This is a genomic window from Rhizobium sp. Root274, from assembly GCF_001429245.1.
In the GTDB taxonomy this organism is placed as follows: domain Bacteria; phylum Pseudomonadota; class Alphaproteobacteria; order Rhizobiales; family Rhizobiaceae; genus Allorhizobium.
The window spans coordinates 81,892-104,686 of the sequence record NZ_LMJE01000009.1; the positions used below are offsets into that span (position 1 = coordinate 81,892).

21 protein-coding genes and 2 tRNA genes are annotated in these 22,795 nt (G+C 61.4%); 13 read left to right on the forward strand and 10 right to left on the reverse strand.

Going from position 1 to position 22,795, the window contains the following annotated elements:
• Nucleotides 1–2: 2 nt before the first annotated feature.
• The 3 genes from ASE36_RS18055 to ASE36_RS18065 form a co-directional block, all read right to left on the reverse strand.
• The gene (locus tag ASE36_RS18055) at nucleotides 3–1,040 is read right to left on the reverse strand and encodes a cysteine synthase A (RefSeq protein WP_062283122.1); all 1,038 of its coding nucleotides are present in this window, start codon (nucleotides 1,038–1,040) and stop codon (nucleotides 3–5) included.
• Between the two features lie 212 nt (nucleotides 1,041–1,252).
• Nucleotides 1,253–1,699: a type II toxin-antitoxin system VapC family toxin gene (locus ASE36_RS18060; protein WP_244474800.1), complete on the reverse strand. Its 447-nt coding sequence runs from the start codon at nucleotides 1,697–1,699 to the stop codon at nucleotides 1,253–1,255.
• Nucleotides 1,692–1,946 (reverse strand): type II toxin-antitoxin system Phd/YefM family antitoxin, encoded by a 255-nt coding sequence (locus ASE36_RS18065; protein WP_062283127.1) that lies wholly within the window; start codon nucleotides 1,944–1,946, stop codon nucleotides 1,692–1,694. The genes ASE36_RS18060 and ASE36_RS18065 overlap by 8 nt, the downstream gene beginning before the upstream one ends.
• Nucleotides 1,947–2,133: 187 nt before the next feature.
• Between ASE36_RS18065 and ASE36_RS18070 the strand changes: the two genes are divergently transcribed.
• Nucleotides 2,134–2,838: a hypothetical protein gene (locus tag ASE36_RS18070; protein ID WP_062283130.1), complete on the forward strand. Its 705-nt coding sequence runs from the start codon at nucleotides 2,134–2,136 to the stop codon at nucleotides 2,836–2,838.
• 75 nt (nucleotides 2,839–2,913) lie between these two features.
• Here the strand turns inward: ASE36_RS18070 and ASE36_RS18075 are convergent, their stop codons facing one another.
• The 4 genes from ASE36_RS18075 to ASE36_RS18090 form a co-directional block, all read right to left on the reverse strand.
• Nucleotides 2,914–4,374: a cryptochrome/photolyase family protein gene (locus tag ASE36_RS18075; RefSeq protein WP_062283133.1), complete on the reverse strand. Its 1,461-nt coding sequence runs from the start codon at nucleotides 4,372–4,374 to the stop codon at nucleotides 2,914–2,916.
• Nucleotides 4,375–4,498: 124 nt separating this feature from the next.
• On the reverse strand, nucleotides 4,499–4,726 hold the full coding sequence (locus ASE36_RS18080; RefSeq protein WP_062283137.1) for a hypothetical protein: 228 nt from the start codon (nucleotides 4,724–4,726) through the stop codon (nucleotides 4,499–4,501).
• A 183-nt stretch (nucleotides 4,727–4,909) separates the two neighbouring features.
• Complete coding sequence (locus ASE36_RS18085; RefSeq protein WP_156378709.1) at nucleotides 4,910–5,218, reverse strand: hypothetical protein; 309 nt, start codon at nucleotides 5,216–5,218, stop codon at nucleotides 4,910–4,912.
• A gap of 143 nt (nucleotides 5,219–5,361) precedes the next feature.
• Nucleotides 5,362–5,436, reverse strand: a tRNA-Asn gene (locus ASE36_RS18090).
• A 164-nt stretch (nucleotides 5,437–5,600) separates the two neighbouring features.
• On the opposite strand from ASE36_RS18090, the gene ASE36_RS18095 reads away from it, so the two are divergent.
• From ASE36_RS18095 to ASE36_RS18130, 8 genes are all read left to right on the forward strand, one after another.
• The gene (locus ASE36_RS18095) at nucleotides 5,601–5,882 is read left to right on the forward strand and encodes a hypothetical protein (RefSeq protein WP_156378710.1); all 282 of its coding nucleotides are present in this window, start codon (nucleotides 5,601–5,603) and stop codon (nucleotides 5,880–5,882) included.
• A 130-nt stretch (nucleotides 5,883–6,012) separates the two neighbouring features.
• Complete coding sequence (locus tag ASE36_RS18100) at nucleotides 6,013–6,252, forward strand: hypothetical protein (RefSeq protein WP_062283143.1); 240 nt, start codon at nucleotides 6,013–6,015, stop codon at nucleotides 6,250–6,252.
• 140 nt (nucleotides 6,253–6,392) lie between these two features.
• A tRNA-Cys gene (locus tag ASE36_RS18105) sits at nucleotides 6,393–6,466 on the forward strand.
• Nucleotides 6,467–6,702: 236 nt separating this feature from the next.
• Nucleotides 6,703–7,029, forward strand: coding sequence for a hypothetical protein (locus tag ASE36_RS18110; protein ID WP_062283146.1), 327 nt, complete (start codon nucleotides 6,703–6,705; stop codon nucleotides 7,027–7,029).
• A gap of 131 nt (nucleotides 7,030–7,160) precedes the next feature.
• The gene (locus ASE36_RS18115; RefSeq protein ID WP_413813668.1) at nucleotides 7,161–7,832 is read left to right on the forward strand and encodes a protein-L-isoaspartate O-methyltransferase family protein; all 672 of its coding nucleotides are present in this window, start codon (nucleotides 7,161–7,163) and stop codon (nucleotides 7,830–7,832) included.
• Nucleotides 7,833–8,027: 195 nt separating this feature from the next.
• The gene (locus ASE36_RS18120; protein WP_082511207.1) at nucleotides 8,028–9,062 is read left to right on the forward strand and encodes a PopZ family protein; all 1,035 of its coding nucleotides are present in this window, start codon (nucleotides 8,028–8,030) and stop codon (nucleotides 9,060–9,062) included.
• 114 nt (nucleotides 9,063–9,176) lie between these two features.
• Nucleotides 9,177–12,107: a valine--tRNA ligase gene (locus ASE36_RS18125; RefSeq protein ID WP_062283154.1), complete on the forward strand. Its 2,931-nt coding sequence runs from the start codon at nucleotides 9,177–9,179 to the stop codon at nucleotides 12,105–12,107.
• Nucleotides 12,108–12,540: 433 nt separating this feature from the next.
• Nucleotides 12,541–13,704, forward strand: a complete 1,164-nt coding sequence (locus tag ASE36_RS18130) for an OmpP1/FadL family transporter (RefSeq protein WP_062283158.1) — start codon at nucleotides 12,541–12,543, stop codon at nucleotides 13,702–13,704.
• Between the two features lie 74 nt (nucleotides 13,705–13,778).
• Here the strand turns inward: ASE36_RS18130 and ASE36_RS22645 are convergent, their stop codons facing one another.
• Complete coding sequence (locus tag ASE36_RS22645; RefSeq protein ID WP_156378711.1) at nucleotides 13,779–14,150, reverse strand: hypothetical protein; 372 nt, start codon at nucleotides 14,148–14,150, stop codon at nucleotides 13,779–13,781.
• Nucleotides 14,151–14,314: 164 nt separating this feature from the next.
• Here ASE36_RS22645 and exoR point away from each other — a divergent pair, with 164 nt between their 5' ends.
• Nucleotides 14,315–15,058, forward strand: coding sequence for an exopolysaccharide production regulator ExoR (exoR, locus tag ASE36_RS18135; RefSeq protein WP_062283862.1), 744 nt, complete (start codon nucleotides 14,315–14,317; stop codon nucleotides 15,056–15,058).
• Between the two features lie 117 nt (nucleotides 15,059–15,175).
• Here exoR and xth read toward each other — a convergent pair whose 3' ends face one another.
• Complete coding sequence (gene xth, locus ASE36_RS18140; RefSeq protein ID WP_062283162.1) at nucleotides 15,176–15,961, reverse strand: exodeoxyribonuclease III; 786 nt, start codon at nucleotides 15,959–15,961, stop codon at nucleotides 15,176–15,178.
• A gap of 6 nt (nucleotides 15,962–15,967) precedes the next feature.
• The gene (gene erpA / locus ASE36_RS18145; RefSeq protein ID WP_062283166.1) at nucleotides 15,968–16,300 is read right to left on the reverse strand and encodes an iron-sulfur cluster insertion protein ErpA; all 333 of its coding nucleotides are present in this window, start codon (nucleotides 16,298–16,300) and stop codon (nucleotides 15,968–15,970) included.
• 196 nt (nucleotides 16,301–16,496) lie between these two features.
• Here erpA and ASE36_RS18150 point away from each other — a divergent pair, with 196 nt between their 5' ends.
• From ASE36_RS18150 to ASE36_RS18160, 3 genes are all read left to right on the forward strand, one after another.
• Nucleotides 16,497–17,714, forward strand: a complete 1,218-nt coding sequence (locus ASE36_RS18150) for a deoxyguanosinetriphosphate triphosphohydrolase (protein ID WP_062283169.1) — start codon at nucleotides 16,497–16,499, stop codon at nucleotides 17,712–17,714.
• Between the two features lie 59 nt (nucleotides 17,715–17,773).
• Nucleotides 17,774–19,534 (forward strand): arginine--tRNA ligase, encoded by a 1,761-nt coding sequence (gene argS, locus ASE36_RS18155; RefSeq protein WP_062283173.1) that lies wholly within the window; start codon nucleotides 17,774–17,776, stop codon nucleotides 19,532–19,534.
• Between the two features lie 67 nt (nucleotides 19,535–19,601).
• Nucleotides 19,602–22,715, forward strand: coding sequence for an SPOR domain-containing protein (locus ASE36_RS18160; protein WP_062283176.1), 3,114 nt, complete (start codon nucleotides 19,602–19,604; stop codon nucleotides 22,713–22,715).
• Nucleotides 22,716–22,795 lie beyond the last annotated feature (80 nt).

Genomic DNA, 22,795 nt, shown 5'->3' on the forward strand with positions numbered 1-22,795 from the left:
TGTCAGACGGTCTCGAAGGGCAGATCGAAATCGGCGCGCTTCTCAAGCCAGGCCGGGACCGGCAGGCTCTTGGAGCGCAGGAAGTCCGGGCTGAAGAGCTTGGACTGGTAGCGATTGCCATAGTCGCAAAGGATCGTCACGATCGTGTGGCCGGGGCCGAGATCTTTGGCGAGGCGGATCGCGCCGGCGATGTTGATGCCCGAGGAGCCGCCGAGGCAGAGGCCTTCGTTCTCGACGAGATCGAAGACGATGTCCAGCGCTTCCGAGTCCGGGATCTGATAGGCGTAATCGGGCTTGAAGCCTTCGAGGTTGGCCGTGATGCGGCCCTGGCCGATGCCCTCGGTGATCGAAGAGCCCGAGGATTTGAGCTCGCCGTTCTTGTAGTATTCGTAAAGGGCTGCACCCTCCGGATCGGCGATGCCGATCTTCACGCCGGGCTTGCGGTTGCGAAGGCCGATGCCGGTGCCGGCGAGTGTGCCGCCCGAGCCGACCGCGCAGATGAAGCCGTCGACGGCGCCGCCGGTCTGCTCGAAGATTTCCTTCGCCGTCGTCTCGATATGGGCGTCGCGGTTGACGGTGTTGTCGAACTGGTTGGCCCAGATCGCGCCATTCGGCTCAGTCTTTGCGAGTTGCGCTGCGAGCCGGCCGGAAATCTTCACGTAGTTGTTCGGGTTCTTGTAGGGCACGGCCGGCACTTCGACGAGTTCGGCGCCGAGCAGTTTCAGCGCGTCCTTCTTCTCCTGGCTCTGGGTCTCCGGGATGACGATCACGGTGCGATAGCCGAGTGCCTTGGCAACCAGCGTCAGCCCGATGCCGGTATTGCCGGCCGTGCCCTCGACGATCACGCCACCGGGGCGAAGCAACCCGCGCCGCTCGGCATCACGGATGATGAAGAGGGCTGCGCGATCCTTCACCGACTGGCCGGGATTGAGGAATTCGGCCTTGCCGAGAATGGTGCAGCCTGTCGCCTGCGAGGCGCCTTTCAGCCGGATCAGGGGCGTATTGCCGATCGCTTCGAGAACGGAAGGATGAAATGCCATGATAGGTGCCTTTTCGTCTGACGCGGACACTAGAACCAAATGCGCGGGGAAGAAAACCGGAACGCTCTGCAATTTTGTCCTTCTGGACAAGATTATGCGAGCAAATCGGTCGACGCGGGAATGAAACGGTGTTTTCAGCCCAGGGGCAGGCAAAGGCAAGGAATGGCTTTTCGCCGTGAGGCGAGGGGAGGGAAAATGCGTTCGGGGGAGTGTTACGTTCTGAGAGCTTCTGGAAAATCACAGGCCACGCCCAGAGGCATAAAGTGCTTCAGATTGGCGGTGATCACGGTCAGCCCATAGGCCTTGGCGGTGGCGGCGACGAGGATGTCGCCGAGCCCGGGATGCATGCCGCTGGCCGTTGCGACATCGCCAAGTGCGCCGGCGATCCGGGCGACGACAGGGTCGACGGGCAGGATGCGGTCGCCGAAGGTTTCGGTGATGGAATCGAGCCAGACACTCAATCGCTTGGCCCGCTCAAGGCCGCCGCGACGATGGAGGCGGCGCAAGCCCTTTTCGATTTCAGCGAGCGTGATTGTGGACAGATAGATTGCGTCTCCCCGCTCCCGGAACCACATCCCCGTCGCCTCGGATGGCGCCTGCTTCCGGTCAGGCGAAAAGAGCGAGATGATATTGGTGTCGATGAGAAACCCGCTACTCAAGCTCGGCATCCCGCATGGGGGATGGGTTGCGGTCGAGATCGGCGGGGCCGGGATAGGACATCAGGAATTCGCCAAAATTCGGCCTCGGCTTCGCCATCGCCCGTTTCGCCGCCTCGCCCGCTTCGACGCTGACCAGCATGGCGGCTGGCTTGCCGTGGCGGGTGATCGTGACGAATTCGCCATTGGCGGCATTATCCACCAGACTGGCGAATCCTGCCTTGGCATCGGCAACACTCATGCTGGACATGCTCACCTCTGAAAATGACTATATGTGGTCAATTTAATGCTTAGCAGAGGATCGGGCAAGCGGGAGTTTGCGGGCGGGCCGGGAAGTGTGCCGATCGTTACAGGTTTTCAGCATTCTCTTCACCGGATCTTTATGCCTGACCGGGGAGTCTGCAATCACGCGGCTCAAGGTTGTGTGAGGAGAGGGAATGCTGAGGGTTCTTGCGGCTTTGACTCTGTGTCTGGCGCTTGTCGGTTGCGACATGCTCTTCAAAACCCCGAAATGGCGGTGGAATCAGAAACTGACGGTGTCCGTGATGACGCCGGAGGGGATGAAGATTGGCAGCGCGGTGACATCGGCACGGATCGCGTTTCCGCTGAAATGGACCGGCGTGGGCGATGCGGCCGGCATGCAGCAGGGCGGCGTCACCGGCGAGGCTGTTGTGGTCGACCTCGGCGAGGGCCGCTATGTGTTCGCCCTACTCCAAGGCTATACCGAGTGGACTGCCTATACCGCCTTCTTCCCGGAGTTAGAGGGGAAAACGCTGTCGAAAAAGGAGATGGGGTCTTATCTTGACCTGATGGTGGCGAGCACTGGTCAGACCCGCGAGCTTGCGCGCAAAAACTATCCGCTGCTTGTGACCTTCGATGACATCCATGACCCCGCCAGTGTCCGCCGTATCGATCCGGGCGATCTATCGGGAAGCTTTGGTTCTGGCTATCGGCTGAACGCGATCACCTTGTCGATTACGGACGAGCCGGTAACAGAGGGGATTGTGAGCGCGCTATTGCCTTGGCTACCGGATTACTACAGCCAACGTCTTGATGGACAACGTTTTGGAACAATCAAAACAGAAAACCCCTTTGCGAATTCTTTGGCTTCGGGGGCCTTTGATACGAACAATCGTCAATGACGATTTAAGAAGGGGATGCACGCCCATTTCGGCGATGCGCGGGGTGATTTCAACATACCGCTCACGCCCCCACTCTCACTCCCCTCGCAATCCCTGAAACGCCGCCATCGCCGCATCCCTGGCCTTGCCGTGATCGACGATCGGCAGCGGATAGGTCTTGCCGAGGCTCACCCCCGCCTCCTTCAGCACCGTCAGTGGCGCCTCCGATGGCTTGTGGATGAATTTATCCGGCATGTCCTTCAGCTCCGGCACGAAGCGGCGAACGTATTCGCCCTCCGGGTCGAATTTCTCGCCCTGGCTCACCGGATTGAAGATGCGGAAGAAGGGGGCAGCGTCGGCGCCGGAGCCGGCGACCCATTGCCAGCTGGCGGCATTCGACGCCGGGTCGGCATCGACGAGGGTGTCGCGGAACCATCGTTCGCCTTCGCGCCAGTCGACAAGCAGGTCCTTGATCAGGAAGGAGGCGGTGATCATGCGCACGCGGTTGTGCATGAAGCCGGTCTGCCAGAGCTGGCGCATGCCGGCATCGACGATCGGATAGCCGGTCTGGCCCTTTTGCCACTTTTCCAGAAGGTCCGGCGCGTCGCGCCAGGGAAAGGCGTCGAATTTCGGGTTCCAGTTGCGTTCCGAAAGGCAGGGGAAATGGAACAGCAGGTGATAGGAGAAATCGCGCCAGGCGAGTTCCTTGCGGAAATGGATGCGATCGTCCATCGGGATGTCGTCGTCGAGGCCGCGCGTTGCATGCCAGACGCTGGCCGGCGAAATCTCGCCCTGCGCCAAGTGTGGCGAGAGCATGGAGACATGCGGTTCCGCAGGAAAGTCCCGGCGCTCGCGATAACCTTTGAGACCCGTCTCGATGAAGGCTTCGAGCCGGGCATGCGCGCCTGCCTCGCCGGGCTGGAAATGATCGGCAAAACCCTTCGCCCAGTTCGGCTTGGTGGGCAGCAGCGACCAGTCCGAGAGCGCCTCGCTCTTCGGCCATGAGGCGGGCGAGGGGATGCGCTTGGGCGCGGGGATTGGCTCCGGCGGCTCTCCCGATCCGTCCAGCGCCTTCCAGAACGGTGTATAGACGCGGAAATGGCCGCCGGCGCCGGTCTTGAGTTTGGTCGGCTCATGCAGGATCTGGCCGGCAAAGCTGCGGACCGTCAGGCCCCGTGCGGTCAGGTCGGACTTGATCGCCTTGTCCACGCCGATGCCCGGCGGATCGTAGCGGCGGTTCCAGAAGACGGCATCGGCGCCGGTTTCGGCGATCAGCGCGTTGAGCACCTCGGTCGCCGGCCCACGGCGCAGGACAAGATCGCTGCCACGCTCTTTGAGCGAGGTTGATAGAGCCTCAAGCGAATGGTGCAGCCACCATTCCTGCGCGGCTCCCAGCGGTCCGGTGCCGGCCTCCCGGGGTTCGAGGATGTAGACGGGGATGACGGCGGCCCCAGCGTCAACGGCAGTGGCAAGCGCTGCATGGTCTGCCAGACGCAAATCCTTGCGGAACCACAAAAGCACGGTTTTCGGGCGGGCGGTCGCGGCATCAGCGGGCATGGGCACTCTTCTTGTCGTTGGCTTGTTCAAAGCCATACGATGCAAGAGCCCGAAAAGATCACGCGCGCATCATGCAATTTTGACGTGTCAGAGCATTCTCAGCAGAAAAACACAGCCGCCAAGATCAGGCAGCGCCTCGACCTCCGGCCCGCATCCGCTCCTGCTCGGCGCGCAAAAGCGCCATGATCTTCTCGGCATTTTCGCGCACATAGAGCCGATGCAGCTTTTCGGCGACGGGGGCGGTGGTGAGCAGGCAGGTATAGCCCTCGCGCTCGTACCAGCGGAAGTCCACCACATTGTCCATGTTCACGAAGAGGGGGAAGCCATCCCCGTCATGAAGCTGGAGCCACATCTGCCTAATCTCCTGAATGCCATTCTGTTGATCCAAGGAGATAGCAGTCAAAGGTGAAGAGGGGGTTTCACCGGGAGGGTCGATCCGCACCACGGCGTGACCGGACACACACAGAATCGTCGGAAGGGGGAGGCGACTTTCGCGACGGCGGCATCGCCCTGCGGACCCCACGCCTCTCGGGCGTCAGGCGATCGCATCCACCAGCGTTGCCGCAAGCCATCCGGCTCCAAAATAGAGGATCGCACCGATTGCGGCCTCAAGAACCAGGGCGATCGAATGTCCGGGCCTGATCTGTCCTGCGATTTGAACGCGCAGCCAGGATATGCCGCTGAGGAGAATCACGCCGCTGATCGCCATCGCGACCAGGTTGTTCAGGCTGTAGAACCCGAGCAGAACAAAAGGCAGGGTGAGGATGGGAGTGGCCCAGGAATTGACGTGCGAAAGGCTCTGCCGAACATCGCCCCACAGGATATCCCGGGCTTCGGTGAACATGCCTTTCCAGTCCATCGCACCCCGCCTTCCGACCTCTCGAAGAGGCTAAGTCTGGCCCTCGTGAGGGTCAAGGCGGTGTCGGAAGGTGCGGACGAAAAGAAAAGGCCTGCTGCGGTTATCCGCGCAGGCCTTTTTTGAATAGATGGCTCCCCGGGCCGGATTCGAACCGGCGACCTGTCGATTAACAGTCGAATGCTCTACCGCTGAGCTACCAGGGAACAGCCGCTTGGCGCGGTGTGAGCGGGGTAATACTGATGCTCGCTCCGTTTGCCAAGCGGTTTTTCAAAAAAAATGTCATCGCCTTGTTTTTATATGTGGACCACCCATCTCCCTCAGGCGGCCGGGATGCCGCGAGAGGCCGTATTTGCTGGAGTTTTTATCCTTGGCTGAGAGACGTTATCGCATCGACACGGCAAGAGGCAGGCTCATCCTCGGCCGCTTCGAAATTCCCGTGCCGCGCTCCAAGGCAGGGCGGATCGCAACCGGCCTGGCGCTGGTCGGCGGTGGTTTCCTCGGTTTCCTGCCGGTGCTTGGGTTCTGGATGGTTCCCCTCGGCCTCGTCGTCCTCTCGCATGATCTGGCTTATGTCCGCCGTCGTCGTCGCCGCGCCTCGGTCTGGTGGAGCCGCCGCAAAGCGCAGCGCCGCCCCCCGGCCAGCGATTGAGGCGCCGCGCATTTCACCCGACATGTCATAGTGTAATGCGCAATCTTATCGGGAGGCGTAAAAGAATCACACCGAACCGGGACACCAAACGGCGCTCCTGCCGATCCGTTCCGGAGAAAAGTGAGGTGGAATGACCAACCTCCAGCCGGCGGAGATCCCGATGATACTCACGCCGCAGGATTTTAGTGTAATGGAACAGGCGATGCGCGGCGTGGGCTCCATCGGCATAGAAAGTGAACGCGACGGCCACCGCGAGGCAGTCGGCAAGGCTGTCATCCGGCTCTATACGGCGGGTGTCACTGACCCGGCCAAGCTGGCGGAAGCCGCCGGCATCATGGCGGCAACCCGCCTTCTCGATCGCAGGCGCTGAGGCGAGCTTCTCTCAGCCAGCCTTGCCGATAGCCGGCGGGGTTCTCCGCCGGAAAAACATCCGATTCCCGAAAATGCCTCTTGCGGTTTTTTTAGATCGCGTCTAAATCCGCGCCACCACACGCTCTTTTCTACCTGGACGGCCTCGTGGCGGAGTGGTTACGCAGAGGACTGCAAATCCTTGCACCCCGGTTCGATTCCGGGCGAGGCCTCCAATCTTTTCCAAGCCTTATCGAGATTTAATTGGTCAGCAGTCTTTGCTGATCGTCGCGTTTGCGACTGAATGTTCCTCCATTCGATTCCGCCATGGGTCGACAGCATCGATCGGCCAAATCTGTGCTGATCAGCCGTCTGGCCCAGATGCGCCCGAAACTGGCCGATCGGTCCCCTTGCTCGTAAAGTTGGCCTGGCGCAGGTCAGAACTCCTAATCCAATCGGGGAGATTGCTGCCATGCGCGCCACCACTTTCACTTTCGCCTCCGCCTTGCTTCTCGCTACACCGCTTGCCGCTTCTGCCGAGACGCTGAGCTTCACGCTCGAGAACAAGACCCCCAACATGGTCGTCCAGGCTTTTGTCTCGCCAGCCGATGGCGGCAAGAGCATTGAACTCCTGCACAAGAAGGGGCTTTTTGGCGGAAAGTCGCGTCAGCTCACCATCGATGACGGCAGCGATGCCTGTGTCTATAAGCTGCGGCTGGTCTTCGAGGACGACAGCTTCGAAGATGTCCGCGACAAGGTCGACTTCTGCGAAACGGGCACCTACACGATCGACGACTGAAGCTTTGGCACGGCTTCGTGCCGGGTGGGCGCGATAATCTGTTTTCGACGCCCACCCGTGACTTGAAAGCAGAACGCCCTGCAATTAAGACACGGGGAGAAACCCGAGCGGCCGAAATGGGGCGACAGGACATGATGGATTACGCAGCAGCACGCACCAAGATGGTGGACAACCAGATCAGAACCACGGACGTCACGTCCCATTCGGTCCTGACGGCCTTCCTTTCGGTGCCCCGCGAAGCATTCGTTCCGGCGGAACTGAAGCCGCTTGCCTATATCGACGAGGATATGAAGGTCGCGCCGGCGGCGAACGGCAATCCGGCCCGCTACATCATGGAGCCGTCGCCGCTCGCCAAGCTTCTGCAGCTCGCAGCGATCACCAAGGATGACCTCGTGCTCGAGATCGGCTGTGGCGCAGGCTATGCCGCAGCGCTGCTGTCGTTGCTTGCAGGCTCGGTTGTGGCGGTCGAATCCGACGAGGCCCTGGTTCTGCGCGCAACGGAAAAGCTCTCGTCGCTCGGCTATGACAATGTCGCAGTTGTCGCCGGAAGCCTCGAAGCCGGTTACCCGGCCGAAGCACCTTACGATGTCATCTTCGTCAACGGCGCCGTCGAACATCTGCCGGAAGCACTGCTCGGCCAGCTCCGCGAGGGCGGTCGTCTGGTCGCCGTTGTCGGATATGGTAACGCCTCGCGTGCCCGCCTGTACGTCAAGGCCGGCGGCACGGTGTCTTTCACCGAATATTTCAACACCTCCGTGAAGCCGCTGCCGGGCTTCCGCAAGGCTGCCGAATTCGTCTTCTGATGCGACATATGATTTGATGATCTACGCGAGGCCCGCTCTGTGCGGGCCTCTTGCGTTTTCCACCAACAAAGCTGTGCATCACGGCAATTGCAGGAGCCTGCGTGATTTTTTTCCGCAGGCGCGTATCCTAGGGTGACCGCGAATCGGCTGGCGACAAGAGCGTCGCCGAAGATCTTGAGGACAACGGGGATTAGTATGGCTCAGCCAAGCGTAGCGCGTGAACCGTCCATGGAAGAGATCCTGGCATCCATCCGCCGGATCATCGAAAGCAATGACCCGGTCTCGGGCGAAACCTTCGCGAGCGATGCCGACGACGCCGAAGAGGCCGGGCGCGCGCCGCTGGTCCGCGAGACCGAGGTCGACTTCAGCTATGAAAGCGTGGACTTCACCCCCGCCAATGATCCGGGTCCAGCCACGCCCGCCGCTCCTTTGCAGCCGCGCGTTGAGAGCCAGCCGCAGCAACAGCCGCAGCCGGAAATCACCCGTAGCGTCTCGCTTGCCGATCTTGCCGCTCGCGTCCGCTCGGCCTCCGAACGCACCGAACGGCCGGTGCAGCAGACGGTGTCCGTCTCTGCCCCTATGCCCAGCGCGCCTGCTGCTTCGACCACGAGCGCCTCATCGGAAGCTGCGCCGCGCGGTGACAGCCCGCTGATGACCGCCCGTCTGGCGGAACTGCGCGCCCCACAACTGCGCCCCTCGATTTCGATCGAAGTCCAACCGGCTCAGGCGACGGTCTCGCGTCCGGCGGCCGATGCACCGCAGGTAGCCCCTGCTGTTGCCGAAACCCGCCAGGTTGCACCGCCCGTGCCCGAGCAGGTCGCGATGCCGGCGGCGGTACAGGCACCCGCAATCGAGCCCGAGCGTCGAGACGGTCCGCAGGTTCGGATCGAGACCCGCACCGAGGAGCCGCGTGCGCCGTCCTTCGACGCCATCGCCATGCATCTGGCGGCCGATCGGGCTGCAGAACCGGCGACGGAAAATCAGGCGACGGCCTCCACCGGGACCGACCTGACGGCGCTGATTTCGGCCGCCACCGTCGAGCACGTCTCGCGGTCCTTCTCGGATCTCGCCGCTGCGATCGACGGCCAGGAGCGCCGCTCGCTCGACGAGATGGCCGAGGAAATGCTGCGCCCGATGCTGAAGGACTGGCTGGACGATAACCTGCCGACGCTCGTCGAACGCCTCGTGCGCGAAGAGATCGAGCGCGTCGCCCGCGGCCCGCGACGCTGATCAACGTATCCTCAGGGATCATGGGCCGCTCGCAAGAGCGGCCTTTTTTATTGACTTGGTTTTGTCAGTCCTATTTACCAAGCCACATCCAGAACTCGAAAATCCGGTCGGAAAATGCTCGAAAAGACCTATGATTCAGCCGCCGTCGAACCCAAGATCGCGAAAGCCTGGGAGGAGGCTGATGCCTTCCGTGCGGGCGCCAACGCGAAGCCGGGCGAGGACACCTTCACCATCGTGATCCCGCCGCCGAACGTGACCGGTTCGCTCCATATGGGCCACGCGCTGAACAACACGCTGCAGGACATCATGGTCCGCTTCGAGCGCATGCGCGGCAAGGACGTGCTGTGGCAGCCGGGCATGGACCATGCCGGTATCGCGACCCAGATGGTCGTCGAGCGCAAGCTTGCCGAAAACGGCCAGAACGTCACGCGCCGCGACATGGGCCGCGAAGCCTTCATCGAGAAGGTCTGGGAGTGGAAGGAAGAATCGGGCGGCCTGATCTTCAACCAGTTGAAGCGTCTCGGCGCCTCCTGTGACTGGTCGCGCGAACGCTTCACCATGGATGAAGGCCTGTCTCAGGCTGTCCTCGAAGTCTTCGTCACGCTCTACAAGGAAGGCCTGATCTATCGCGGCAAGCGGCTGGTCAACTGGGACCCGAAGTTCGAAACGGCGATTTCCGACCTCGAAGTCGAGAACAAGGAAGTTGAGGGCCATATGTGGCACTTCAAATATCCGCTCGCGGACGGCCAGACCTATACTTATGTCGAGAAGGACGAGGACGGCAACGTCACCTTCCAGGAAGAGCGCAACTATATCGCGATCGCGACGACCCGGCCTGAGACCATGCTGGGCGACGGCGCCGTTGCTGTTCACCCGTCGGATGAGCGCTATGCGCCGATCGTCGGCAAGCTTTGCGAGATTCCGGTCGGGCCGAAGGAGCATCGCCGTCTGATCCCGATCATCACCGACGAATATCCGGATCCGAAATTCGGCTCTGGCGCGGTCAAGATCACCGGCGCCCACGATTTCAACGACTATCAGGTAGCCCGCCGCAACAAGATCCCGCTTTACCGCCTGATGGATACCCAGGCGAAAATGCGTGACGACGGCGAGGATTATGCCGTCTATGCCGCGCGGGCCCATGAGATCGCCAAGTCCGGCCATCTGCCGAACGAGGCGGAGGTCGACGACATCAATCTGGTGCCGGAAGAGTATCGCGGCCTCGACCGCTATGAAGCCCGCAAGCGGATCGTCGACGCGATCAATGCGGAAGGTCTGGCGGTCACCACGAAAGACGCGGAAGGCAATGACGTGCCTTACGTCGAATCGAAGAAGATCATGCAGCCCTTCGGCGACCGCTCCGGCGTCGTCATCGAGCCGATGCTGACGGACCAGTGGTTTGCGGACGCCAAGACGCTGGCCGAACCGGCGATCGCTTCCGTTCGCGAGGGCCGCACCAACTTTGTGCCGAAGAACTGGGAAAAGACCTATTTCGAATGGATGGAAAACATTGAGCCCTGGTGCATTTCGCGCCAGCTCTGGTGGGGCCATCAGATTCCGGCCTGGTATGGCCCTGACGGCCAGGTTTTCGTCGAAAAGACTGAAGAGGAAGCGCTGCATTCGGCGATCCAGCATTACATCGCCCATGAAGGTCCGTGGAAGGCCTGGGTCGAGGAAAAGCTTGAGAATTTTCAGCCCGGCGAGATCCTGACCCGCGACGAGGACGTGCTCGACACATGGTTCTCGTCGGCGCTCTGGCCCTTCTCGACGCTTGGCTGGCCGGACAATACGCCGGAACTGGCGAAGTACTACCAGACCGACGTGCTCGTCACCGGCTTCGACATCATCTTCTTCTGGGTCGCCCGGATGATGATGATGGGCCTGCACTTCATGAAGGATGAGGAGGGCACACCCGTCGAGCCGTTCCACACGGTCTACGTTCACGCGCTGGTTCGCGACAAGAACGGCCAGAAGATGTCGAAGTCGAAGGGCAATGTCATCGACCCGCTGGACCTGATCGACGAATATGGTGCGGACGCCCTGCGCTTCACGCTCGCGATCATGGCGGCCCAGGGCCGGGACGTGAAGCTCGACCCGGCCCGCATCGCGGGCTACCGCAACTTCGGCACCAAGCTGTGGAACGCGACGCGGTTTGCCGAGATGAACGGCGTGAAGGCCGACCCGAGCTTCTTGCCGGAAACGACATCGCTTGCCATCAACCGCTGGATACTGACGGAGCTCGCCCGGACCGAGCGCGACGTGACAGAGGCGATCGAGAGCTACCGCTTCAACGATGCGGCCGGCACGCTCTACCGCTTCGTCTGGAACCAGTTCTGCGACTGGTATCTCGAGCTCCTGAAGCCCGTCTTCATGGGCGAGGACGAGATGGCGAAGAGGGAGGCGCAGGCTTGTGCGGCCTATGTGCTGGAAGAGACCTACAAGCTGCTGCATCCCTTCATGCCCTTCATCACCGAAGAGCTGTGGGCGCATACGGCGTCGGAAGGTACGAGCCGCGACCAACTGCTCTGCCACGCAGACTGGCCGGCGCCAGGATTCTCCGACGACAATTCGGCGGCCGACATCAACTGGTTGATCGATCTTGTGACCGGCATCCGCTCGGCTCGCTCTGAAATGAACGTGCCCCCGGGTGCCGTGGCCCCGCTGGTCATGGTTGGCGCCAATGGCGTCACCCAGGAACGGTTGGCTCGTCACGAAGCCTCGATCAAGCGACTGGCCCGCGTCGAGACGATCAGCGTGGCCGATGTCGCACCGAAGGGCGCCGCCCAGATCGTGGTCGGCGAAGCGACGGCCTGCCTGCCGCTCGGCGCCCTGATCGATCTGAACGCCGAAAAGGCGCGCATCGAAAAGGCGATCGCTAAGGTCGACCAGGAGATGGCCCGGATCGCCGGAAAGTTGAACAACGAGAAATTCGTTGCCAATGCCAATCCGGAGGTCGTCGCTGCCGAACGCGAGCGTTACCAGGAACTGGAAGTGCAGAAGGCAAGCCTGGAAACGGCGCTGAAGCGGGTTCTGGAAGCGGTCTGAGCTTCAGTCTCACGGGAATGATATTCCAAGGGTCGGGCAGCAACGCCCGACCCTCCTTTTTGGGGAGGCTGCGGCCGGCAGCGGGAAGGCGCCAGGCGGATATCGATTCCGGACGATAAGTAGATACAGATGCTAGCTTTTTTACAGAAACAGTGCCGTCACGCTGCCATCAAGCGTTTCTCAGACGAAGCCTGCCGATGTGGCGGCTCCGCAACAGGGCGGGTCGCGGATGGAAGATAATTCCGTTCCTGACTAAAACTTAGCCAAGCTGAGCAAAAATCATCCACAGCTGCGGCATTTTGACGTGCTCGTCAAAAATATTACGTAAAAATTTCGGCATCGGAAGCCGTGTGTGACATTCGTCACCCGATTGTCATTCGGGCTGACATGTCTACTATGGCAAATCACAGTTTTGCCTGAATTGGGGAGAGACATGGCGAACAACCTAAAAAAGACAACCGCCCTCGGACTGATCGCTGCTTGTGCCTTTGTGGGAGGAGCGCATGCAGGTGGCTTTTCGCGCGGGGAAGCGGATACGGACATCCTTTATGAGGATGGCGAAGTGGCTGCCCGTGGCGGCTACACTTTCGTTATGCCGCAGCGCGGATATGAGACGATCAGTGGCGCCTCGACCGATGATGCGGATTTCACTCAGAACTATAGCGTTCCCAGTTTCGCCGCCAAGTTCCGCGCCTCGGACAATTTTTCTTGCGCTCTGACCTACACGCAGCCGTTCGGTGCGAAGTCGGAATACGGTGCTGATGCGCAGCTTGCAGATATTCTAGCCGACATTGCCGCGGCCAGAACGACAAACGCCGTAGAATCTTCGAAGTTTACGACTGACGAATTCGGTGGGACCTGCGCGGTGAATTTCGATGCGGGTCCGGGCGACGTGTACATTCTTGGTGGTGTGTTCACCCAGAGCTTTGATTACACAGAAACCAAGACGCTGGGCACCCTGCACCTCGAAGACGACAGTGCCATGGGTTACCGTCTCGGCGCAGCTTACGAGATCAAGGAATATGCTCTCCGTGCAGAGCTGATGTATCGGTCGCAGATCGACCATGACGCCTCTGGTGAATTTACATCTGCGGTCGCGATTGGCCCGTTCCCCGTTGGAACAGAGTTCGCGTCTGTTGGTAGCGGCTCTCTGCCTCAGTCTCTTGAGCTCAGCCTCCAGAGCGGTATCGCTCCGGGTTGGCTCGCCTTCGGTTCCGTCAAATGGACTGATTGGAGTGTCTTGCAGACCCTGAACTATACCATCGACGTCCTTGGTGACTCGGAGAAGAACTTCTTCTGGCGTGATGGCTGGACGATCATGGGCGGCATTGGTCACACCTTTACGGACACAGTATCTGGCGCTGTTACAGTGACCTGGGACCGCGGCGTCGGCACTGGTGCCGACATCATGACTGATACTTGGACGATTGGCGCCGGTACACAGATCAAGGCCGGCCCCGGCGTGGTCCGTCTCGGTGCCGCAGCTATCTACCTGACCGAGGGTGAGCAGTCGACGTCCGATGGCGCCGACTTCAATGCCACCGTTGGCGGCGATTGGGCCTATGCCGTCAGCGCCTCCTACAAGATCTCCTTCTGATCTTCGATCGCCACAAGTCTGATGGAAGCCCGGTTTTTCCGGGCTTCTTTCGTTTAACTGCCCCATGCCGTGTTTCAGCTTTCCGGAATGTGATGATTCTGCAACAGAGACTCTATCCTTGAAGGGTAGGCTTGGTTGCGCCCAATTTGTCCACTTCCCGCCACAAACGGAGAGCACCTCTCGTCTACAGAGATGGCGGGGCGCTGTTTCAGGCGGGTGACCTTCGGGTAGTGTGCGAGTTGAGAATGAGCCTCAGGGGCGAAAATAGGGTTCGAATACAAATGGTTTCGGTCGCTTTCGGGGAGCGGTCGGTGGTTCTGGAAGACGAGCGGACGCGGAAAATATTGAGCGTCCCAGTCTTGCCGGAAATCGGTTCTACTCTCTCTGGCATGCAAAACGGAAAGCAACGACGGCGCTTTGGTCGCCGGGGTGATGGGCACGGTCATGAACCGTCCGTTCACGGATTGAATGTTATCTTCACATCGGACGCATTTGGTCTGGCCATGGCGGCGGGGCGGGTGCTCTGATGTCAGTCATGTCTTGGAAGAACGACGCACCCATGCGCATCAGGGACTGGAAGTCTTCGGCTCTACTTCTGACAGCAACCGCGATGTTGCTGTCGTTTAGCCCTTCCGCGCGTGCCTTCGATATCAATGCCGGCGTCAGCAAGGAATCTGGCCCCTTCGATCTCTTCAAGTTCGGCTTCAACGCCTACAAGAAGGGCCAGAAGCAGGAGGCTGTGGAAGCCTATCGCTATGCGGCGGAAAAGGGCCATACTGGCTCGCGCTGGGCACTGGCCAACATGTATGCCGCCGGTGACGGCGTCGTCGAGAACGACTTCGAAGCCTTCAAGATCTATGCCGAGATCGCCAACCAGGGCATCGAACCGGGATCGGAAGACACCGGCTTTTTCGTCAACGCGCTACTGTCGCTTGCCCGCTATTATCGCCAGGGCATTCCGGAAACGCCGGTGAAGGCCGATCTCGCTCAGGCGCGCCAGATCTACTTCCAGGTCGCCTCCACCTTCGGCGTGCCGGAGGCGCAGTTCCAGCTGGCCCGCATGATCCTGGCGGGCGAGGGCGGAAGCGTCAACGTCCAGCAGGCCAAGAAGTGGCTGAACCTGGCCCGCAAGAGCGGCCATGCCGGTGCCATGTCGGTCTTCGGCAACGTGCTTTTCGAAGAAGGTCAGACCGTGCGCGGTCTCGCATTCCTAACCGCGGCGCTGGAGCGGTGCAGCCCCAAGGACTGTCCCTGGATGCAGGACCTGCAGGAACGGGCCTTCTCCCTTGCTTCCGAAGAAGACCGCCGCGTCGCCGTGGTACTGGCGCCGAAGGTTTACGAACAGGGTGATTGAGTGCGGCAGCCGGGCAGAAACCGGCTCATGGACTGTTCCAATCAGAACCTAACAAGAAAAAGGACGCCATCGCGGCGTCCTTTTGCATTTCCAGGTCAGCCCTGGCCGGCCGAGACGTCAGAAGTTGAAATAGCCGACCACGGGCACATGGTCCGACGGCTTCTCCCAGGCCCGGACCTGCTTCTCGATATCTGTCGAGCGCAGCCGGTCGGAGGCTTCCGGCGACAACATCAGGTGATCGATGCGGATGCCATTGTTCTTCTGCCAGGCGCCGGCCTGATAGTCCCAGAAGGAAAAGAGCGGCGTTTCGTCGGTGGTGGCGCGCACCGCGTCGATGAAACCGAGATTTTCCAGCCGGCGGAAGGCAGATCGCGTCTGCGGCAGGAACAGCGCGTCGGTCACCCACTGGCTTGCATCCTTCGCATCATGCGGTTCGGGGATGACGTTGTAGTCGCCGGCAAGGATCAGCGGTTCTTCAAGCGCCATGCGCTCGCGCGCAAAGGCTTCGAGGCGTGCCATCCAGGCGAGCTTGTAAGGATATTTGACCGGATCGGCAGACGGATTGCCGTTGGGCAGATAGAGCGAGCAGACGCGTAGGACACCGCCTTCGACGCTGAACACACCCTCGATGAAGCGGGCCTGTTCGTCCGTGTCGTCGCCGGGAAGGCCGCGGTTGACTTCGTCCGGCTTGATCTTGGAGAGCAGGGCAACCCCGTTGAAGCCTTTCTGGCCATGCGTCTCAATGTGATAGCCGAGCGCTTCGATCTCGAGGCGCGGGAACCCCTCGTCGACCGACTTGATTTCCTGCAGGCAGACGATGTCGGGCCCACTGTCCTTCAGCCACTGGCACAGGTTCTCGATGCGCGCCTTGACGCCGTTGATGTTCCAGGTGGCTATTTTCATCATCACTCACACGGAGAAGCTAGTGCCGCAGCCGCAGCTCGCCACCGCATTGGGGTTTTTGATCTGGAAGGACTGGCCGAGCAGGTTGTCGACGAAATCGATTTCGGAGCCGGCCATGTAGATGAGCGACATCGGGTCGATGAGGACAGTCGCGCCATCGCGGGTGATGACGATGTCGTCGCTCGCCGGCTGCTTGTCGAGGTCGAACTTGTAGGAAAAGCCGGAACAGCCGCCGCCTTCGACGGAGACGCGCAGCGCCTGCTTGTCGGTATCGGCGGCGACGATGGCTGCGATTCGCTTCGCAGCCGCTTCGGAAAGGGTGACGGTTTCGGTGCTCATTCGGCCTCCTGCCGGGTTCAAGGCCCGGTGAAAACGGGAAAGTTCGGCGCAAATCACCGCAGTGTCGCGCAAATGCGCGATTTTTACTGAGACGGGCGGGTCGAAAGGCGTTCGCGACCCGCATCGCCTTGCGGCTTTGTCCGCTATAGGTATGAAGGCACAAGAGTTGCGTCAATGGGGAGCAAGCGGCACGCGCATGACGATCGATCAAGCAGCACTGGGTTTTGGCACCGGCGAGAGGGCGATCTACGCGACCAGCCCGTGGAAGAGCCGCGGCCGCCTCTTTGCCGAAGGCGCAAGCCTGACCCGGTCCGATTTCCAGCGCGACCGTGACCGCATCGTTCATACGACCGCCTTTCGGCGGCTCAAGCACAAGACCCAGGTCTTCATCGGGCCGGATGGCGATCACTATCGTACCCGTCTCACCCACACGATCGAAGTCGCACAGATCGGCCGCGCGCTTGCTCGTGCGCTGAAGCTCGACGAGGATCTGGCGGAAGGCGTGGCACTCGTCCACGACTTCGGCCACACGCCTTTCGGTCATACCGGCGAAGATGCGCTGCAGGAGGTGCTCGCCCCCTTCGGTGGGTTCGACCACAATGCCCAGTCGCTGCGCATCGTCACCAAGCTGGAACGGCGTTACGCGGATTTCGACGGCCTGAACCTGACATGGGAGGCGCTCGAAGGTCTGGTCAAGCACAATGGTCCGCTGTTGACCAAGGACGGGCAGGGGACGCGCGGGCCGGTCCCGCAGCCCATCCTCGATTATTGCGAAATTCACGACCTGGAACTCGCAAGCTTTGCCGGACTGGAGGCCCAGGTCGCGGCCATTGCCGATGATATCGCCTATAACACGCACGACATCGATGACGGGCTGCGATCCGGCTATCTCGATTTTGACATGCTGGAAGACGTGCCGTTCCTCGCCGGCCTGATGAAGGAGGTGCGTGATCGGTATCCGCATCTCGATGCGGATCGCTTCACCCACGAGATTATGCGCCGGCAGATCACCCGCATGGTTGAAGATGTGATTGGCGTGGCACAGGATCGGCTGAAGATCGTCGAGCCGCAGAGCGTGGAAGATGTCCGGGCTGCATCGATGACGATTGCCACCTTTTCCGACGAGATGGCGCAGACGGACAAGGCGATCAAGAAGCTGCTGTTCAGCCGCATCTATCGCCACCCTGATATCATGCGCATCCGGGCTGCCGCCGCCGAGATCCTGACCGATCTGTTCAAGGCCTATATGAACGACCCGACGCTGATGAAGAGCCACTTCTGGGTCAACCATATCTCCGGCCTGAATGACGGCCAAAAGGCTCGCCATGTTGCCGACTATCTGGCCGGCATGACCGACACCTATGCGGTGCGCACCCACCGGGAGCTGTTTGACCGGACTCCCGAATTGCGCTAGTCAGCCGACAAATTCTGAACGAGCGCAGGCTGAAACACGCCCGTGTGCAGGGATATGCCATGAACCTCTTCGCCGATTTCGAAACCCGGATCAAAGCCGCTCTGGAAGAGATCGAGGCCGTGCGCGAAAAGCGCGACAGCCTCGATTTCAGCCGCATCGTGGTCGAACCGCCGCGCGATCCGAGCCATGGCGATGCCGCGACAAATGCCGCCATGGTGCTGGCCAAGGGCATGGGCATGAACCCGCGCGCGCTTGCCGAAATCATCGGCGAGAAGCTGAAGCAGGACAAGGACGTGGCCGAAGTCGGCGTCGCCGGTCCTGGCTTCATCAACATCCGCCTCTCGGTTGCCTATTGGCAGCAGCTGCTCGCCACCATGATCAGGCAGGGGACCGATTTCGGTCGCTCGTCTGTTGGTGCCGGCCACAAGGTCAATGTCGAATACGTCTCGGCCAATCCGACCGGCCCGATGCATGTCGGCCATTGCCGCGGCGCCGTGGTCGGTGATGCACTGGCGAACCTTCTAGGTTTTGCCGGATACGAAGTGAGCAAGGAATATTACATCAACGACGCCGGCGCCCAGATCGACGTGCTCGCCCGCTCTGCCTTCCTGCGCTACCGGGAAGCGCTGGGCGAGGATATCGGCGAGATTCCCGCCGGGCTCTATCCCGGAGATTATCTGGTGCCTGTTGGGAAGGACCTCGCGGCCGACTACGGCACGAAGCTTCTGACCATGCCCGAAGACGAGATGCTGGCCACCGTCAAGGAAAAGGCAATCGCCGCAATGATGGCGATGATCCGCGACGATCTGGCGACCCTTGGCGTCCATCACGACATCTTCTTCTCCGAGCGCACGCTGCATGCGAACAATGCCGCGAAGATCCGCACGGCGATCAACGACCTGACCTTCAAGGGCCACGTTTATCGCGGTACGCTACCGCCGCCAAAGGGGCAGTTGCCGGAAGACTGGGAGGATCGCGAGCAGACGCTGTTCCGCTCCACTGAGGTCGGTGACGATATCGACCGGCCGCTGATGAAGTCGGACGGCTCCTATACCTATTTCGCCGCCGACGTCGCCTATTTTAAGGACAAGTTCGATCGCGGCTATACCGAGATGATCTATGTGCTCGGCGCCGACCATGGTGGCTATGTGAAGCGCCTCGAAGCGGTTAACCGCGCCGTGTCGGAAGGCAAGTCGAAACTGACCGTGCTGCTCTGCCAGCTTGTCAAGCTCTACCGCGACGGCGAGCCTGTGAAGATGTCGAAGCGTTCGGGCGATTTCGTCACGCTGCGCGAAGTGGTGGAAGAAGTGGGTCGTGATTCGGTCCGCTTCATGATGCTCTATCGCAAGAGCTCAGAGCCGCTTGACTTCGATTTCGCCAAGGTAACGGAGCAGTCCAAGGACAATCCGGTCTTCTACGTGCAGTATGCCCATGCGCGCTGCATGTCGATCCTGCGTCAGGCGCATGAAGTATATCCGGATCTCGATCTAACCAATATCGATCTCGCCAGTGCCGTTATGGGTCATATTCAGGACCCGACGGAGCTGCAGCTGGTGGCAAAGCTCGCCGAATATCCCAGAATGATCGAAGCGTCTGCCCAGTCGCAGGAGCCGCATCGACTTGCATTTTACCTGCATGATCTGGCAAGCTCGCTGCATGCGCACTGGAACAAGGGCAAGGATTCGCCCGAATTACGCTTTGTTAACGATAAACATAGAGAATTAACCATCGCCAGGCTTGGGCTGGTGCATGCTGTCGCCTCCGTGTTGAAGTCGGGACTGGCCATTACTGGCACCGAAGCACCGGATGAAATGCGATAGGCGTGTCACCGTTTCCCCACATTGCGCTGGCAGGCGTATGGTCGCGTAAGTGAGTGGAAAACAGGGTATGGCACAGCAGCACGCTGCAAACAGCATCAGGTCGCAGGGCGATGGCTTCGCGGATGACGATCCGTTGGCGGAGCTCGCCCGCATTGTCGGGTTCGACCAGCCGCTGAAACGCGAACCTGTCATGTCGCTGCCGCCAGCACCTGACATGTCGTCCGCAGAGTTCAATCTCGAAGACGAGCTGATGCGCGAATTCGAAGGCTATGAGCAGCCCGTGCATGCGGCGCCGGACATGCGCGCGCCCGAGCCGGTTGTGGTGCGGGCGCCGATGAACGATGCCCCGGCGCCGGCCGCTTTCCGCGAGGAGCCGAGTTTCGAGCCGGCGGCGACTGCCTATCACCTGGAGATGCCGTCCTATGCGCCGGCGGCGACACCTGCTGACGAGCCGGAAGCGGAGACCTATGTCCCGCAGATCTCGGCATTCGAGGTCGAGCAGTATGAGGAGCCGGTGATATCTGCGCCGGAGCCGGTGCCTTCCTATGAGGCCCGTATTTCCTACGATCTTGCTGATGAACTCGAACTGGCCGTGGCCGATGCCGATATCCGTCCGGCGCCGGTGGTTCAGCCCGAGCCGCCGCGCCTGCGGCTTCCGCTCGCCAATTTCTCCGCTCAGGTCCAGCCAGCTCGCCGTGCCGAACCGGAACTCGCGCCCCGCGCCGAAGCGGCCGAACCGATCATGCCGGCGCCCGCGCAATCCGTGTCGGTTGCCGGCGGCGCTGCGTCTGCTCCCCTTGCTGTGGAGCCGGCTTATTCTCCGGCAGCCACCCAGGAGCCAGTCTTTGAATGGGCGACGGGCGCCTTCTCCTTTGGGCAGCCGCAGGTCAATGCACCGCCGATCGTCGTGCCGGAGCTGGACGATTTCCCGGCAGAGGCCGAGCGCGTCGCGCCGCATTCGCGTCTGGAGCCAAAGGCCGAGCCGGCGCCTGAGGTTTCTGCCCGCGCAGAGCCGGATTTTGCCTTCGATTTTTCTGCCGACTTCTCGTTGGATGACGAATTGGATGTCACGCCGGAGCCCGTGACGGCGCCCGCCGCACCGGTGGTTGCAGCAAAGGCGCCCACGGTACAGGCCAAGGATGAGGACTTCGATCCCTTCGCCGATCATGATTTTGATTTGAAGCTCGACGAGCTAGATCTTGCCCTCGACCTGTCGGACGTCGAGCCGGCAGCGCCGATGGTACCGGCAGTAGCAGTCGAAGCTCCCAACGCTTCCGCCGTGGCGCCGTCTGCATCGCCCTATCCGGCGATCAATGTGGCGGCTGTTTCTACTCCGGCTGTCGACGCATGGCTGTCCCAGCCGGTGCGGTCCGAGCCTGTCGCTCCGGTCGCAGTTGAGCCTCGTATCGAGCCGAATGTCCGCTTCGCGGCTGAACCGCGCAGCTATGCCCCTGTCGCGAGCCAGCCGGCAGCGCCTGTACGTTCGCAGCCGATCGCGCCGCGGCCCCAGGCCATTGCGCCGCAGGCAGAGGCCTATGTGCCGCCGGCCTATTCCGTCGATGACGGTTTCGGCTTCGATCCGTCTGAGATCTCGGAGCAGGAAGACCATCTCGAAAGTGTCAGTGCGCTCGACGTGCCCGAGGTGCCGGTCACCGAAAGCCGCCCGGCAGCACCCGTTCAATCCGATTATGACATCGACATCGATGCGGAACTTGCAACGCTCTTCGAGGAACCGGCGCAACCGCCGCAGCCGCAAGTGCGGACCCTCGGCGCCAGCCGCGTCGCTGCCGAACCGGTGGTCGCTCGTGCACCCGCTGCGCCGCTCGATGATTTCGATGCTTTCGAGAAGGCGCTGGAAGAGGATCTGCGCAGCTCGCTGACCTCGGCCCGTACCGCCGATCCGGAAAGCCGTGGCCACATCAAGATTGCCGGCGAGGCCCAGGGTTTCCGCTTCCGCCGCATCAAGCCCTATCTGATGACCGGCACGGCCGTCCTCCTGCTTCTCGCAGGTGCCGGTGGCCTCTATGCCTGGCTCGGCAATGGCACAGTCGGCAGCCTGACCGGTGGCGAGCCGCAGATCATCGCAGCGGACAAGACGCCGGTGAAGATTGTGCCCGAAGATCCGGGCGGCAAGTCGGTCCCCAACCAGGACAAGGCGGTTTATGATCGCGTTGCCGGCAACGGTGTCGATGATCCGAAGCAGCCGAGCCTGATTTCCTCGGAAGAGGAGCCGGTCGACGTGGTGCAGCGGACGCTCATTCCGGAGACCATGCCCCTCGAAGGTGAAAATGACGCTGCGGCAACGCCGGTCGGCGAAACCGAAGATCCGCGCCTCCTGCCGGACAACCAGCCACAGGAAACCGCGGCAGCGGAAGAAGACCCGGCAACGATCACGCCGCGCAAGGTGCGCACCATGATCGTTCGTCCTGATGGCACCCTCGTGGCGCAGGACGGACCGGCCGAGCCGGCGCCAGCCGCGACCACTGCCGCGACGGCCCCGGCAGCAAGCCCGGCTGTGCTCGCAGCACCCAGCGTGCCGTCGGCAACTGGTGATGCGGTGAAGACGGTCGAGACCCGCGTCGTCAACCCGAACGCGCCGATCGAGACGGCTGCGGCGACCCCAGCGGCTTCGGCACCGGCTACACCTCCGGCACCAACGGCTGCGGCCACCACGACACCGGCACCCGGTGCGACCGAGCCCGCGCCGCAATCGGTGGCAGAGATCGCAGCCGCATCAGCGGTCGAAGACAATTCGGCACCGGCAGCTGTCTTTGCGCCGATCCCGAAGACACGGCCCGCTGAACAGCCGGTCAATGTGGTCGGCACCGTGACCGATCAGGGCAATCTGCGTCCGGCCAAGCCTGCTTCGGCTGAGGTAGCCGCCCCGACGCAAACGGCAGCCGCAAGCCCGGCCGCAGCACCCGCTGCAGCACCGGCTGGAAGCTACGGCATCCAGATCGCATCGCTGCCGTCGGAAGCCGAAGCGCAGCGCAGCTATCGCAGCCTGTCATCCAAGTTCGGTGGCCTGCTGGGCGGCAAACCCTACGAAATCCGTCAGGCCGACATCCCCGGCAAGGGCATCTATTACCGTGTTCGGATCGTCGCCGGCACCAAGGATGCCGCCGTTGCGCTCTGCGAACAGTATCGCTCGGCTGGCGGCACTTGCTTGGTCTCCAAGTAAGCGGAAACCCATTCTTTGAAGAAAAACGAGGCGGAACCCGGTGTTCCGCCTTTTTTCTTGTGCATGACCCCCCTCCGTCA